This window comes from Flavobacterium rhamnosiphilum (genome assembly GCF_004349195.1).
Lineage (GTDB): Bacteria > Bacteroidota > Bacteroidia > Flavobacteriales > Flavobacteriaceae > Flavobacterium > Flavobacterium rhamnosiphilum.
This window is the reverse complement of record NZ_SMLG01000003.1, coordinates 122,587-136,999: the sequence shown is the minus strand read 5'-3', so window position 1 is coordinate 136,999 and position 14,413 is coordinate 122,587. Positions and strand designations below refer to the sequence as shown.

Here is a 14,413-nt window from a genome sequence, read left to right as displayed (position 1 = left end):
TGTAAAAAGGCAGCCTTTTTTACATAAAAAAACTGCTCCATAAATGAAGCAGTTTCCAATAACAATTAAAACTAAAATCTAAATTTTACCGTCTTTAATTTCTTCCACAATTTCAGGATTCAACAAGGTTGAGGTATCGCCAAAACTAGAGTAATCCCCTTCGGCAATCTTACGCAAAATCCTACGCATGATTTTTCCGGAACGGGTTTTGGGTAAACCGGAAACAAACTGAATTTTATCTAGCTTGGCAATCGGTCCTATGTGATCGGATACGTGTTGATTGATCTCTTTACTTAGATTTTCTCTGTCGCGATATTCTCCTGTTTCTTTTAGAATTACAAAACCATACAAAGCATTCCCTTTAATGTCATGTGGGAAACCTACAATGGCACTTTCGGCAACTGCGGGATGCTCATTGATGGCATCTTCTATCGGTGCAGTGCCCAGATTGTGTCCTGAAACAATAACCACATCATCTACACGGCCTGTAATTCTGTAATACCCAACTTCGTCACGCAAAGCGCCGTCGCCAGTAAAATATTTACCTGGAAAGGTAGAAAAATACGTGTCTTTATAACGCTGGTGATCGCCCCAAATGGTTCTGGCAATTCCCGGCCAAGGAAATTTAATACACAAACTTCCGGTAACTTGATTGCCTTCAATTTCGTTGCGCTTTTCGTCCATCAAAACGGGTTGGATTCCCGGTAACGGTAAAGAAGCGTATGTTGGTTTTGTTGGGGTTACAAAAGCAATTGGCGAAATCATAATTCCTCCTGTTTCTGTTTGCCACCACGTATCTACCACAGGACATTTTTTATCTCCTACGTGGTTGTTATACCAATGCCAAGCTTCTTCATTGATAGGCTCTCCCACGGATCCAATCACTTTCAAAGAAGTTAATTGGTAGCGTTGTACGTATTCGATGCTTTCTTTTGCCAAGGCTCTAATAGCTGTTGGTGCGGTGTAAAATTGTGTAACTTTATGCTTTTCGATCGTTTGCCAAAAACGACTGAAATCAGGATAAGACGGAACGCCTTCGAAAATTACAGTCGTGGCTCCATTCAATAAAGGTCCGTAAAGAATGTAGGAATGTCCGGTAATCCAACCGATATCTGCGGTACACCAGAAAATATCATTGTCCTCATAATTAAAAACGTTCTTAAACGTATAAGCGGTATACACCATATAACCCGCTGTAGTATGCACCATTCCTTTTGGTTTTCCGGTTGAACCAGAAGTGTAAAGGATGAATAATGGATCTTCCGCATCCATGATTTCAGCTACATTATTATCAGAAGCTTTGTCTAAAAGAGGTTGTAGCCATTGGTCACGACCTTCTTTCATATTGATCTCTGAGTTGATTCTTTTGGCAACCAAAACGTTCTCCACACAAGGACAATTTACCAACGCTTCATCAACAATACTTTTTAAATCGATCGTTTTGTTCCCGCGATATCCACCATCTGAGGTGATGACCATTTTACATTCGCTGTCATTTATTCTCGCAGTCACTGCCGAAGCGGAAAATCCTGCAAAAACAACCGAGTGAATGGCTCCAATTCTGGCGCAAGCCAAAGTGGTAATGGCTAATTCAGGAATCATTGGTAAATAAATACAAACACGATCTCCTTTTTGGATGCCTTGTTCTTTCAATACGTTTGCCATTTTACAAACGCGCTCGTATAATTCATTGTATGAAATGTGCAATGCTTCTTCATTTGGATCATTCGGCTCAAAAATGATAGCCGTTTTATCCCCTTTTTTGGCAAGATGTCTGTCGATACAGTTTTTTGTAATGTTTACTTTGGCTTCAGTAAACCATTTTATTTCGGCTTCAGCCATATTAAAATCAACTACTTTGTCCCATTGTTGGTACCAAGTAAAGTTTTCGGAAGCAATTTTATCCCAAAATTTTCTAGGCTCTCGAATTGATTTTTTGTAGTGTTTGAAGTATTCTTCTAAGTTGTTAATTTTATAGTAACTCATGATTATTGATAAATTTTATAAATTATAAACCCCTATTTTATATTTTTTTAATGTTGCAATGATTTCTTCCACAATGGATTCGTCATCGATAGTTGACGGAATCTGGAATTCATCGCCATCTGTAATACTGCGCATTAGTTTTCGGAGGATTTTCCCCGAGCGCGTTTTTGGTAATCGTTGTACAATGACAACATTTCGTAAAGAAGCTACTGCTCCAATTTGCTGCCGAACCAGTTTAATGGTTTCTTGTTCCAATTGATAATGCTCAATTTCGGCTCCTAATTTGGTTACCACCAAAGCCAAAGGAATTTGCCCTTTTAATTCGTCATGAATTCCGATAACGGCACATTCAGCAACCGATTGGTGGGAAGCAACAACTTCCTCCATTTCCGCGGTCGATAAACGATGTCCAGCTACATTAATGACATCATCCGTTCTTCCGGTGATGAAAATATAACCGTCTTCATCCTTGTAACCACCGTCTCCGGAGAGATAATAACCATCAAATTTACTGAAATAACTGGCTTTAAAACGTGCTTCGTTCTCCCAAATTCCCAACATATTTCCAGGAGGCAAAGGTAGTTTTATGACTACCAAACCTTCTTCATTGGCGCTTAATTCTTCGCCGTTTTCATTAAAAATCCGAATATCATACCCACAAACTGCTTTAGTTGCTGAACCGGATTTTACCGGCATTTTTTCAATACCAAGAGAATTGGCAATCATTGGCCAGCCCGATTCTGTTTGCCACCAATGGTCAATTACAGGAATAGGAATGTGCTGTTGGTACCATTCTAATGTGGCATTGTCACAACGTTCTCCCGCCAAAAATTGATTTTTTAGAGCGCTTAAATCATATTGTTTGATGAATTCTCCGTCTGGATCTTCTTTCTTGATGGCTCTGATGGCAGTTGGGGCCGTAAACATGGTGCCTACTTTATGCTCTGAAATTATTCTCCAAAACGTACTCGCATCAGGAGTTTTTATGGGTTTCCCTTCAAAAATTATAGTGGTATTTCGATTCAATAACGGTCCGTAAAGAATATAGCTGTGACCCACTGCCCAGCCCATATCTGAAGCCGCCCAAAAAGTCTCGTCTTCCTTTACATTATAGATGTATTTCATGGAAAATTTCAATGCCACGGCATAACCACCAGTATCTCTTACAATCCCTTTTGGTTTACCCGTAGTGCCGGAAGTGTATAAAATATACAGCGGATGATTCGAATGCAAAGGAACACAAGGCGTTTCTTCAGACCCATAAACCAATGCATCGTAATCCACATCATACTTCTTAAACGGAATTCGGGCACCTAATTTTCTATTGAAAACAATTACTTTTTTTGGTCGGTGTGAAGCGAGTGCAATGGCTTCGTCGACTAAAGGTTTGTAGGCAATTAATCGGTCAATCTCTATTCCGGAGGATGCCGTTATGATTGCTCTGGGTTTGCAATCATCAATTCTGATGGCCAATTCATGCGGCGCAAAACCTCCAAAAACAACCGAATGAATCACCCCAATTCTCGCACAGGCCAACATGGCAAATGCAGTTTGAGGAATCATGGGCATATAAATTATGGCAGTATCTCCTTTTTTTAATCCTAGTGATTGCATGCCTCCGGCTAATTTTGCCACTTCCGTTTTTACTTCTGAATACGTATATTTTTTTACAGTTTGTGTTACTGGGGAATCATAAATAAAAGCGGTTTGATCGCCATAACCATCCTGAATATGCTTGTCTAATGCGAGATAACAAATATTTAATTCGCCATCTTTGTACCAAAGCGGATATCCATTCTCGTCTTTCGACAAAATCGTTTCCGGTTTACTATACCACTCAATTTCATCTGCCTGCGCTGCCCAAAATGCTTCCGGTTGGTCGATGCTTCGGGCATAAATTTCTTCGTATTTCATGGTGTTGAATTTGTTCCTTATTGAATTAAATCCTGTACTTGTTCTACTAATTTTTTGATTGAAAAGGGTTTGACCACATATAAATTGGCACCTAATGAAAGTCCTTTTTCAATATCTTTTTCTTTGTTTTTTGCCGAAAGGAAAATGACTTTGCAATGCCGCAATCGCTCGTCTTTTTTTATTTGTTCCAATGTGGCAAAACCATCAACCATGGGCATCATCACATCCAGAATAATCACATCCGGGAGTTGTACTTCTAAAATGTCTAAAGCCTCTTGGCCATCGCGTGCTATAAAAACTTCAAAATTGTTCTTTTTGAAGGTATATTCCAGTGCCATAACAATGTTTGGCTCGTCATCTACAATTAAAATCTTCTTCATTTTTCAACTATTTTCTGTTGTATTGTAATTGGGTAATGTAAAGATGAAAGTGGCTCCGTCAGTTACATTATTTTCACTCCAAATACTTCCTTTATGGTGTTCTATAATTTGTTTACAAATGGCTAAACCTAAGCCGCTTCCCATTGGTTTTTTAATGTTTTGGTTTCTGGATTGATAGAATTTATCAAAAATGGCTTCGGCATCTTCTTTTTTAATTATTTTACCGTTGTTGTGAATTTTGACTTCTATATTGGTTTCGTTTTCAAGGATCGAAAGGACTATTTTTCCATTTGTTTCCGAACAAAATTTTATCGCATTCGACAATAAATTATGAATCACTTGTATAATTCGTTCTTCATCATAAAAAGCTCTTATTTCTTTGTTTGAACCATCGAATTCAATACTTATATTTTTGTTTTTAATTAATTGATTCAGGGAATCTAACGTGTTTTTAATGGTCTTTGTAATGTTGTTTCTGGACAAATAAATCTTTTGTTTTCCGGTTTCGAATTTTTCTAAATCCAGAATTTTATCAATCAAACGGTTCAAACGATCCGACTCGGATATGATGTTTTGTAAAAACTGTTTTCTCAACTCTTCCGGAATGTCATCATCGTCGTGAAGAATTTCGCTTGCGGCACGAATAGCCGTTATTGGTGTTCTCAATTCATGGGTAACCGTATCCAGAAATTCATCTTTTTGAATGTCTTTGTTGACCAGTTCCTGATTGGCATTTTTTAACTGTTCGGATATTTTTTTTAATTCATTCGAAGTGTCCGTCAACTTCTTGTTGATAATGATGTTTTCTTTGGATTCCTCCAAAATTCGCAACACTTCGGGCAAGCTGATTTTATCTTCTTTGACTACGCTTGATATTAATATTTTGGCGGAAGCTGTACCAATATGCCCCGTCAATAAATTCTCGGCAAATTTTATAAATCGGGCATCTGCTGTTGTGATATTTTTATCAATATTGTATTTTAAATTGAAAATAGTAAGCGCTCGTTTTGTTCTTTCTTCGCCCAGAAATCGCTGCAGCACTTTTTGAATATCAGAGATGTAAGCGGTTCCTTTCCATACAAAAGCATTTTCGTGATTGGTAATGTATTTGTCAATATCCACAAACATTTCGGCATAATTGCGTTCTCTATAATTTCCTTTGAAACTTACGGAAACGGCCAAATAACTCATCAAATTGATTAATAAACTCCAAAAAACAGCATGTGGTATGGGTTCTAAATAATCCAATCCAAAAAGTTGAAATGGTTTTAATAATTCAATTCCCCCTGGTCCCTCTTGAATAAATAGGCTTGTTGATTCTGTAATTCCAATGGCGTAAGGAATTAAAAGCGTATAAAAACAAGTTAAAAAACCAAGAATAATTCCGGTTACAGCGCCATTTTTAGACCCTCTTTTCCAGAATATGGCACCAAAAAAAGAAGGAGCCAATTGCGCTATAACTACAAAAGCTACTAATCCGATGGAAACCAAAGAATAGTCGAGAATGAAAATTCTATAGATGGCATACGCCAAAATAATAAGTGAAAAAATTCCTATTTTTCGGCTGTTTACAATTCGTTTGCTGTTTTTCTCTTGAGATGTATTCAGCAACGAACCAATGAATCCATATGGAATCAATAAGTTGTTGCTCAGCATGGTTGCCAATGCAATTGAAGAGACAATAATCATGGATATGGCTGCTGAGAATCCTCCAAGAAATACTAAAATGGTCAATAAATTATTGTCAAAAAACTGTGGAATCAATAAGGAATAGGTATCTGAATTGAGTCCTTTGCCTTCAAAAAGGATGTTTCCGCCCCAAGCTATTGGAAATACGAAAATATTAAAAAGTAACAGATACAATGGAAAAAGCCAAATCGCCGTTCGAATATGGGTTTCCTTATTGTTTTCTACAATTGCCGTATGAAATTGTCTTGGCAAAAGAAAAATGGCAAACATAGATAAAACACAAAGGAAAAACCAATTGATTCCGTTTGTAATACCACCGATTGTATTTTTTTTGTCGAAATCTTTAAGAACTGACGCTTTTTGGTAAATGTCATCAAATCCATCAAAAACAAAGTAGGTAACATAAATACCAACAATTAAAAAGAAAATTAATTTCAAGATGGATTCCATTGCCACAGCGGTTACAATACCGCGTCTTTTTTCGGAGGCATCTACGTATTTTGTACCATAATAAGAGGCAAATAAAGCCAAAGCAAGACAAACATAAGTCGTGGTGTCCGTAAAAATATTGTCACTCGACTGGGTTTTTGTCACAATATGGAATGTATCTGAAATTGATTTTAGCTGTAAAGAAATGTAGGGTACAATCCCAAAAACACAAATCATAGTGACCAATGCGCCAAGAAATCTACTGTTCCCGTATCGTAAAGAAATAAAATCTGCAATGCTGGAAATTTTATTTACTCTCGAAATTCGGATAATTCTCTTTAAGATAATCATCCATGTAGGGATAATTAATATTGGCCCTAAATAAATGGGTAAGTAGCCTAATCCTGATTCTGCCGCGACACCAATACTTCCATAATACGTCCAAGCGGTGCAGTATACGGCTAATGAAAAGGAATAGATGTAGGGATTATTGGTCCATTTTGAATGACTTCTTTTTTCTGACCAATAGGCAATGTAAAAAAGAAGAGATAAATAAAGTACCAGTATTATCAAAAGTCCAATGCTATTCATAATATCTTTTTATGATTAAGTAAGAGGTAGCAATTGAGAATAACCATGCCGAAAAGATATAAATGTATATAATTGGGAACCCAAAAAGAGGTTTTGAACTGTCAAATAAAAGCAAAAGTGGCACGTTCAAAGCCAATAATACTAGCATTGAAAGCACAACCAACTTTTGTTCATGTCTTTTTTTCATGTGAAGATAAAATTTGCTTTTCAGCGGAATATAGAATCGCTATTTTACGGTGTATTTCTATTCTTGAATCATTCCGATTTATAGGGTAAAAATAGACAATCTCTGCAAATGAATGCAGAGACCGTCTATTGTAAATGGATTTAATTAATTATTTTTTTCATCGTAATCGCCCATTAAGGCATAATACCCAAAGGTGCCTAACCCTAAAACGATTAAGGGTGTAAGTATAAAAAGGATGATAATTCCAAATACTAAATCTTCTTGTTTGCCTGACATAAATTTTGGCAATCCAAAAGTAAAGATGCAAAAATAGGCTGCAGCAGCTGCTAATGCGATCCAAACTAATCCTAAAATTCTTTTTATTTGATTCATAGCTGTGTTTTTTAAATGTGAGCGTTTTTGTCTTTATTTTTAATATAAACCATTCCAACTACAAAGCTGACAGCAGCAATAACAATTGGATACCAAAGTCCTTCGAGATAAAATTCCGGATTTCCTGCTTCTTTTGCATTTATAACAAAATAGGTGGAAATTGCAGGAAGTAAACCTCCAAAAATTCCATTTCCTACGTGATAGGGTAATGACATGGAAGTATATCTAATTTTAACTGGGAACATTTCTACAAGGAAAGCCGCAATTGGACCATAAACCATAGTAACAAATATGACTTGCACAAATACTAAAAATATTAAAGCCCATTCATCGGCAGTGTTGATCTTAATGGTTGTTTTGGTGTCTACTTTTGCTTTACCATCTACAACCATAGCCATTCCGTTTTCTAAATGTACGGTTTTTATTTCTTGAAAAGTAGTTCCATCCACATACTCTTTATTGGTAGTATAGATAGAGTCCATCGTTTGCTTTTTGTTTTCTTTCAACTCAGCAATTAGCGTTGTTTTTTCTACCATTTCAGTTTTATTTGCTACCGATGTAGTTTCGTACATGCTTTTGTAAATAGGTCTGTATAATAGGATAGCTAGTAACATCCCACCCATCATAATGTATTTTCGACCTACTTTATCACTTAACCAACCAAAAAAGATGAAAAATGGCGTGCCAAGAATTAATGCAATTCCAAGTAATGTATCTACTTGAGAAGAATCAATAGACATTACGGTTTTCATGAAATTCATGGCGTAAAATTGACCAGTGTACCAAACAACCCCTTGTCCCATCGTTGCTCCGAATAAAGCTAACAAGACAAATTTCAAATTGTAACGGTTTCCAAAACTTTCTTTCAATGGATTTGTACTTGTTTTTCCTTCCGCTTTTGCTTTAGCAAAAACTGGAGACTCGTCCATGTTTTTTCGAATCAAATAAGAAACAAATACCATGATAATAGAAACCCAAAACGGAACTCTCCATCCCCATGCGTCAAATTGTTCTGGTGTAAGGATATTTCGGGTGGCTAAAATTACCATCAAAGAGATGAATAATCCAACCGTTGCAGTAGTTTGAATCCAAGAAGTCCAATATCCTCTTTGTCCGACGGGAGCATGTTCGGCCACATACGTTGCGGCTCCGCCATATTCACCACCTAAAGCAAGACCTTGAAGCAAACGAAGAATTAATACTAATAAAGGAGCCATAAAGCCAATAGTCTCATAACTCGGGATACAACCTATTAAGAACGTGGCGCCACCCATTAAAAGTAAAGTAACCATGAAAGTGTATTTTCTTCCAATTAAATCGCCTAGTCTTCCGAAGAAAAGGGCTCCAAAAGGACGAACTACGAATCCTGCTGCAAATGTTGCCAATGTAGACAGGAAGGCTGCTGTAGGATTGTCTGAAGGGAAAAATTTAGTTGAAATTACAACGGCTAAACTTCCAAAGATGTAGAAATCATACCATTCGATCATTGTACCCATTGAGGATGCGGAAATGACTTTCCAAATTCCTTTTGTTGATTTAGTACTCATAAATTATACTTTTAAATTAGTTTATAGATAGATTTGTAGTTGCACTATGAATTCCCCTTTTGATCCAGAGATATTGGATGGAGTAGTGTAAACGGGTCTTGTTGAATATTGTGCGGTGATTTTGGCGTGTTGTCCATCCAAGAAAAAGTTGGTTCCAAGATCAAATTGCGTACTGGACTTGTCTAAAGCGTCAAAGTTTTTATAGGTAAAAGCCCCAAATGGTTGGATGCGTACTTTAGGTTTGTCTGCTTTGCTTGGCAATAAAATTCCGGCTTGTGTGTACCAGATATTCCCTGATCCAATTGAAGCTTGTAAGTTTCCGGCTCCGGCCAATGCTCTGTTTCCTGTAAAATTTGGGTCAACTGAACCAATATTCATAATAGATACGTTACGTAAATAATTTGGACCAAAATCATAGTCGTAATAAACACTGTATGCAGTTACGGCCATTTTATTTTCTTTTTTTCCAACAGGTAAATCAAGGAAAACATCCGCTGCAAATAGATTGATGTTGTGTTTCTCAATAGTGTTGTTCACAGAAGATTTAGTGGCATCTGGTGCCGTGTAAAAACCAGCGCCAATATTGAATACTTTTTTTGTCCCTAAATAGCTTCCTACTTTATAAGGCAATAAATTAGCTTCCTGATCTAAAAATTGATATTCAAAATAACCTGCTTTTGACCATTTTGTATTTCCGCTGTTGTCAACGGCTACGGCGTTATCGGCTGAAGTTACATTAGTAGGAACTAAATTAGTTGCGTATGGTTTGTTATAACTCAAACGGTATTCTAATTTACCATATTTTCCTTTGGCGAATAACCCCATTTGTCTGGCAAACTGATCTGAGTTTTCAATTAACGGCCAGTTGAAGATTGGCGCGTCAATTGTCAGGAAATTCAATGTAGAGGCCATTGTTGCTCTGGATAATCCCATGTAATAATGCAATCCTCCACCAAGAGATAAGCTGAATTTTTTGTCTTTTTCAGGTAAAACTAATGCGTATTCATTCCATGCATCGTGAAAAAACAAGCCTGGTTTTTTTCCGGCACCGTATCCGCCAGTTCCAGAAGTACCTGCTGCGCCACCGTTAGTAAAGGTTTGATTGTTGATACCAAAATGTGTTACAATCATGTATCTTTTGGATAATTGAGAGTAGGCAAGGAAACGCAAACGTCTGTTTCCAATATCGGTTCCGGTTGTGGCTGCTTCTCCTCCAATCATTGTTCCGGGGTTCATTTGGCTGGAACGAAACCATATTTGATTCCATGCTATAAACCGCATGTATTTTGAACCATCTTCGTTCAGGTTGAATTTCATTCCGCTGCCGTAATCAACGGAGCCTTGTGAAAAACCTTTTAGAGACAATAAGAGTACTGCCGCTATAAAAAATATTTTTTTCATAAATAAGATTTGGTTGTTAAATGGTTGGTTAATAAAGTGCCAAATTCTATTATTTTATTCTGAAAAAAAAGTTAGGTATATTTATGTGTAAACATATATAGTTAATCTTTGAATCGTTCCCATTTTATGAGCATAAACTTGTCTCCAAGTTCGGTTATTATCATACCTGCGCCAGAGAGTAATTGTTTGTTTTTTAGATATTCTACCAGTTCTAAGTGGTTAAAAATCTTATAAGTAGGGTGGTAGTTGGCATGAGAAGGTTTTTTTATGTTGAAGGTCTTTACCCAGTTGCTTACCGTGACATGGGAAACCCCTATAATTCGCTCTATTTCACGAAAACTCAATCCTTCGAGATAGAGTTGCAATGCTTTGGTAACATAGTAATCATCGATCTTTTTGCCAATTTTATTTACCGTAAAAAAATAGTTACATTTTTTGCATAAGTACCTTTGTTTACTGTTAATTATCCCGCTTTTTATGATGTGGGTATTCTGGCATTTTGGGCAGGATAAAATCTCCATATATATAAATTTTGCATAAATATAGTAATTTAGCAATTATGCAAAAGAGAATTATCTAATAAAATCGTTTTAAATTTACGAAAGGTGTATTTTTTTTGAAAAAATCATGTGCTTTTCACAGTGTTTTTGTGTTTTGTGAAATTGATTTATTTTAAAATAGTTGATGCAACGGTAGAGAATGCCTATTTCCTTTATGTTTAAATGGAAGAAGGGATTGTGTCGGTAATCCGTTTTGGAGTTGATTTATGTTTTGGGGGAGTGGTTTTGCGTGTGCTTTAGGATCGGGAGTATTTACTTGCTTTTTTTATGAAAAAAAAATAATGTCACATGATTAGATTTGCTTACTCAGAAAAACACTGAATTGTTTCCGCTTTGTTTTAGATGTTCTGACCAAAGTATAAAAAACAAAAAACCCGAATATTTCTATTCGGGTTTTGTGGTACCTCCAGGGATCGAACCAGGGACACATGGATTTTCAGTCCATTGCTCTACCATCTGAGCTAAGGTACCTCGCTATTGCGGGTGCAAATATAGAATGATTTTTAGTTTATCCAAAACATTTTTTAAAAAAAATCAATTCGTACCTTCGCAACATCAAAAACCAAATTATGATTTTAGTTGTCGATGTTGGAAATACCAGAATTAAAGGCGCTGTATTTGAGGATGCTATACTTTTTGAAATCTTTGTTTTTTCTAAAATGGAACTTCAAAAAAATATTGAAAATATTTTAAAAAAATTTGAAAAAATAACTGATTTGGTCGTTTCGTCTGTTGGGGATGTCGAAAAACAGTCTTTTTCAGCGTATAATAAAGTGCTAAATGTGCATTTTCTGTCTCATGAAGATCCATTTCCGTTCTATAATTGTTATGCCACTCCAAAAACTTTGGGAATTGACAGGATGGTTCTTGCTGCAGGAGCAACGCTGGAGTTTCCAAATCAGAATCGATTGGTTATTGATGCCGGAACTTGTGTTACGTATGATTTTATAGATCAGGAAAATAATTATCTGGGAGGTGCTATTGCGCCAGGACTGCGATTGCGGTACGAAGCGTTGCATAATTTTACGGCCAAACTTCCTTTATTATCATTAGAAAGTCCGAAAGATTTCATCGGAACATCCACTTCAGAATCGATTCATTCTGGTGTGGTTAACGGTTTTGTCTATGAGATTGACGGTTTTATCGATGAGTATAAAGCAAGGTATTCAAATTTTATAATAATTTTAACGGGTGGGGACACAGATTTTTTGGCTAAACGATTAAAAAATACCATATTTGCCAATTCAAATTTTCTTCTGGAAAGTTTGAATCAAACATTTCAATATAAAATCAAAAATGATTAAAAAAATTATAATAAGCGCATGCTTGCTTTTATCATTAGTGTCTTTTGCTCAAGAGGGAACATCTTCTCCATATTCTTTTTACGGAATAGGGGATGTAAGATTCAAAGGAACGCTTGAAAACCGCTCTATGGCAGGAGTAGCTGTTGAACAGGATAGTATACACATGAACTTACAAAATCCAGCCAGTTACGCGAGTCTTAAATGGACTACTTTTACTTTAGGCGGGACTTATGGTACTACCACTTTGAAAAACAATACTGAATCAGCGAATGCCAGAAGAACTACTTTGGATTATCTCGCAGTTGGTTTGCCTTTGGGTAAGTTTGGATTGGGTTTTGGATTGATTCCGTATTCTTCTGTTGGGTATAAAATTGAATCTATTTCAGAAAACGCAACAGAAAATAACAAACGTTTTAACGGTACAGGTGGTTTGAATAAAGCTTTTTTTGGTGTAGGATATAAAATTGCGCCAAATTTTAGCGTTGGTGCCGATGTGAATTATAATTTTGGAAAAATTGAAACGAATAATCTTGAGTTTATTACAGGAGTTCCTATTGGGACACGAGAATTGAATTCAGCAGATTTATCAGGAGTGAATTTTAATCTTGGAATGATGTATCAAACCAAGATTAACAAAAAAATATCTGTTTTCAGTAGTTTAACGTATTCCTTAGAAAGTACTTTGATGTCTAAAAACACTAGAAATATTTCCACGGTAATTTTTGATTCAGATTTTGATTTAGTTGTTGTTGATCCACTGGATGATATTAAAACTGAGGTAAAAATGACAATGCCAAGTAAAATAGCATTAAGCGCAGGAATTGGAGAGGCTAGAAAATGGATTGTCGGTGGTAAGATTTCGTATGGTAAAACTTCAGGTCAGTCAAATGATTATAATGACGAAGCCAATATAGGTTATGGAAAATATGGAAGCGTTAGTTTAGGAGGGTATTATATTCCTAATTACAATTCGTTTACAAGTTATGCGAAAAGAATTGTTTACAGAGCCGGTCTTAAATATGAAAAAACAGGATTGGTTATCAATTCTGAATCTATAAACGATATGGGATTGACTTTAGGTTTAGGATTTCCGATAACGGGTAGTTTCTCAAATGTAAATTTTGGTTTTGAATTAGGAAAAAAAGGAACTACAAAAGCAAATCTTGTTCAGGAGAACTATGCAAACTTAAGTGTGAGCTTTTCACTTAATGATCAATGGTTTGTAAAACGAAAATTCAACTAAAAACAAGAATTGGTACTATTGCCAAATTTATTCGCCAAGTTCAGCGTATGACTTTAGTCAAAAAAAAGTATATTAAATCAGTTGTCACAGTTTTTGCTGTGACACTGTTTTTTGGTTGCGAAAGTAATTTTAAGGAAATTCAGAAGATTAATTTTTCGGAATTTATTCCTAGTAGTGACACTGATTTAGTAAATGTGAAATATACTGATTCAGGGCGAATTACTGCAATTTTGGTAAGTCCTAAAATGTTGGATTATTCCAGTGTTGATTTCCCTTTCACGGAATTTCCAAAAGGAATTGACGTTACTTTATTCGATAAAAAAGCGAAGAAAACATTTATTAAATCCAATTATGCTATTTCTTATAAAGGCACAAGTATTATTGATTTACAAGGAAAAGTAAAAATATTCACGGAAGACGGTCAGACGCTGGAAACAGAGCAGTTGTATTTTGATCAAAAAAATGAATGGTTCTTTACGGAAAGAAAGTTTAAATTTACGGATCCAAAAGGAACTTCAAATGGACAAGGAATCGATTTTAGCAAAGATTTCAAAGTGATTAATTCTCAAAAAATAACAGGCGAAATAGAATCCGCCGATTAATACAATAATTATGAATTACCTAAAATATACACAATACGTTTACCTTGTTTTTGGAGCCTATTTCATTTATGATGGTGTCACTAAATTAAATGATCCTGCAGGAACGCCTTGGTTGAGTTTCATGATTGCAGGATTGGCTATTTTCATGTTTTTCTTCAGAAGAAAATTTGCCAAAAAATTTGATGATCGAAACAAAAAATCCTAATTA

The 14,413-nt window shown here is 35.8% G+C and carries 12 protein-coding genes and 1 tRNA gene; 4 read left to right on the top strand and 9 right to left on the bottom strand.

All coding sequences use genetic code 11. From position 1 onward, the window contains the following. Positions 1-78: 78 nt before the first annotated feature. The 9 genes from acs to E0I26_RS05605 all read right to left on the bottom strand — a co-directional run bounded on the left by acs (position 79) and on the right by E0I26_RS05605 (position 11,527). The gene (gene acs, locus E0I26_RS05650) at positions 79-1,986 is read right to left on the bottom strand and encodes an acetate--CoA ligase (protein ID WP_131915526.1); all 1,908 of its coding nucleotides are present in this window, start codon (positions 1,984-1,986) and stop codon (positions 79-81) included. A 15-nt stretch (positions 1,987-2,001) separates the two neighbouring features. Further along, complete coding sequence (locus E0I26_RS05645; protein WP_262712048.1) at positions 2,002-3,921, bottom strand: propionyl-CoA synthetase; 1,920 nt, start codon at positions 3,919-3,921, stop codon at positions 2,002-2,004. Then, on the bottom strand, positions 3,918-4,280 hold the full coding sequence (locus E0I26_RS05640) for a response regulator transcription factor (RefSeq protein WP_131915524.1): 363 nt from the start codon (positions 4,278-4,280) through the stop codon (positions 3,918-3,920). Before E0I26_RS05640 ends, E0I26_RS05645 begins: the two co-directional genes overlap by 4 nt. Before the next feature lie 3 nt (positions 4,281-4,283). Then, positions 4,284-6,989 (bottom strand): sensor histidine kinase, encoded by a 2,706-nt coding sequence (locus E0I26_RS05635; protein WP_131915523.1) that lies wholly within the window; start codon positions 6,987-6,989, stop codon positions 4,284-4,286. A 331-nt stretch (positions 6,990-7,320) separates the two neighbouring features. Further along, positions 7,321-7,548, bottom strand: coding sequence for a DUF6814 family protein (locus E0I26_RS05625; protein ID WP_131915521.1), 228 nt, complete (start codon positions 7,546-7,548; stop codon positions 7,321-7,323). Positions 7,549-7,559: 11 nt separating this feature from the next. Next, on the bottom strand, positions 7,560-9,095 hold the full coding sequence (locus tag E0I26_RS05620; protein WP_131915520.1) for an MFS transporter: 1,536 nt from the start codon (positions 9,093-9,095) through the stop codon (positions 7,560-7,562). Between the two features lie 21 nt (positions 9,096-9,116). After that, on the bottom strand, positions 9,117-10,496 hold the full coding sequence (locus tag E0I26_RS05615) for a porin (protein WP_131915519.1): 1,380 nt from the start codon (positions 10,494-10,496) through the stop codon (positions 9,117-9,119). A 101-nt stretch (positions 10,497-10,597) separates the two neighbouring features. Next, positions 10,598-11,017, bottom strand: coding sequence for an IS1/IS1595 family N-terminal zinc-binding domain-containing protein (locus E0I26_RS05610; RefSeq protein WP_131915518.1), 420 nt, complete (start codon positions 11,015-11,017; stop codon positions 10,598-10,600). Between the two features lie 437 nt (positions 11,018-11,454). After that, positions 11,455-11,527: transfer RNA gene (locus tag E0I26_RS05605), tRNA-Phe, on the bottom strand. Between the two features lie 98 nt (positions 11,528-11,625). Here E0I26_RS05605 and E0I26_RS05600 point away from each other — a divergent pair. Genes E0I26_RS05600 through E0I26_RS05585 form a run of 4 tightly spaced genes read left to right on the top strand, consistent with a single transcriptional unit; the run spans position 11,626 to position 14,410 of the window. Continuing rightward, a complete protein-coding gene (locus E0I26_RS05600) occupies positions 11,626-12,360 on the top strand; it encodes a type III pantothenate kinase (RefSeq protein ID WP_131915517.1) in 735 nt (244 codons plus the stop codon). After that, positions 12,353-13,603 carry a hypothetical protein gene (locus E0I26_RS05595; RefSeq protein WP_131915516.1) on the top strand — a complete coding sequence of 417 codons (1,251 nt, stop codon included), beginning with the start codon at positions 12,353-12,355 and terminating at the stop codon, positions 13,601-13,603. Before E0I26_RS05600 ends, E0I26_RS05595 begins: the two co-directional genes overlap by 8 nt. Positions 13,604-13,650: 47 nt before the next feature. Next, positions 13,651-14,205, top strand: a complete 555-nt coding sequence (lptC, locus tag E0I26_RS05590) for an LPS export ABC transporter periplasmic protein LptC (protein WP_131915515.1) — start codon at positions 13,651-13,653, stop codon at positions 14,203-14,205. Between the two features lie 10 nt (positions 14,206-14,215). After that, a complete protein-coding gene (locus E0I26_RS05585) occupies positions 14,216-14,410 on the top strand; it encodes a hypothetical protein (protein ID WP_131915514.1) in 195 nt (64 codons plus the stop codon). Positions 14,411-14,413: the final 3 nt, after the last annotated feature.

What these genes read in the sequence shown, in the direction of transcription:
- E0I26_RS05585 (WP_131915514.1), top strand. Translation starts at nt 14,216, where the DNA reads ATGAATTACCTAAAATATACACAATACGTTTACCTTGTTTTTGGAGCC.
- acs (WP_131915526.1), bottom strand. Translation starts at nt 1,986, where the DNA reads ATGAGTTACTATAAAATTAACAACTTAGAAGAATACTTCAAACACTAC.
- E0I26_RS05600 (WP_131915517.1), top strand. Translation starts at nt 11,626, where the DNA reads ATGATTTTAGTTGTCGATGTTGGAAATACCAGAATTAAAGGCGCTGTA.
- E0I26_RS05610 (WP_131915518.1), bottom strand. Translation starts at nt 11,017, where the DNA reads ATGGAGATTTTATCCTGCCCAAAATGCCAGAATACCCACATCATAAAA.
- E0I26_RS05625 (WP_131915521.1), bottom strand. Translation starts at nt 7,548, where the DNA reads ATGAATCAAATAAAAAGAATTTTAGGATTAGTTTGGATCGCATTAGCA.
- lptC (WP_131915515.1), top strand. Translation starts at nt 13,651, where the DNA reads ATGACTTTAGTCAAAAAAAAGTATATTAAATCAGTTGTCACAGTTTTT.
- E0I26_RS05640 (WP_131915524.1), bottom strand. Translation starts at nt 4,280, where the DNA reads ATGAAGAAGATTTTAATTGTAGATGACGAGCCAAACATTGTTATGGCA.
- E0I26_RS05615 (WP_131915519.1), bottom strand. Translation starts at nt 10,496, where the DNA reads ATGAAAAAAATATTTTTTATAGCGGCAGTACTCTTATTGTCTCTAAAA.
- E0I26_RS05620 (WP_131915520.1), bottom strand. Translation starts at nt 9,095, where the DNA reads ATGAGTACTAAATCAACAAAAGGAATTTGGAAAGTCATTTCCGCATCC.
- E0I26_RS05595 (WP_131915516.1), top strand. Translation starts at nt 12,353, where the DNA reads ATGATTAAAAAAATTATAATAAGCGCATGCTTGCTTTTATCATTAGTG.
- E0I26_RS05635 (WP_131915523.1), bottom strand. Translation starts at nt 6,989, where the DNA reads ATGAATAGCATTGGACTTTTGATAATACTGGTACTTTATTTATCTCTT.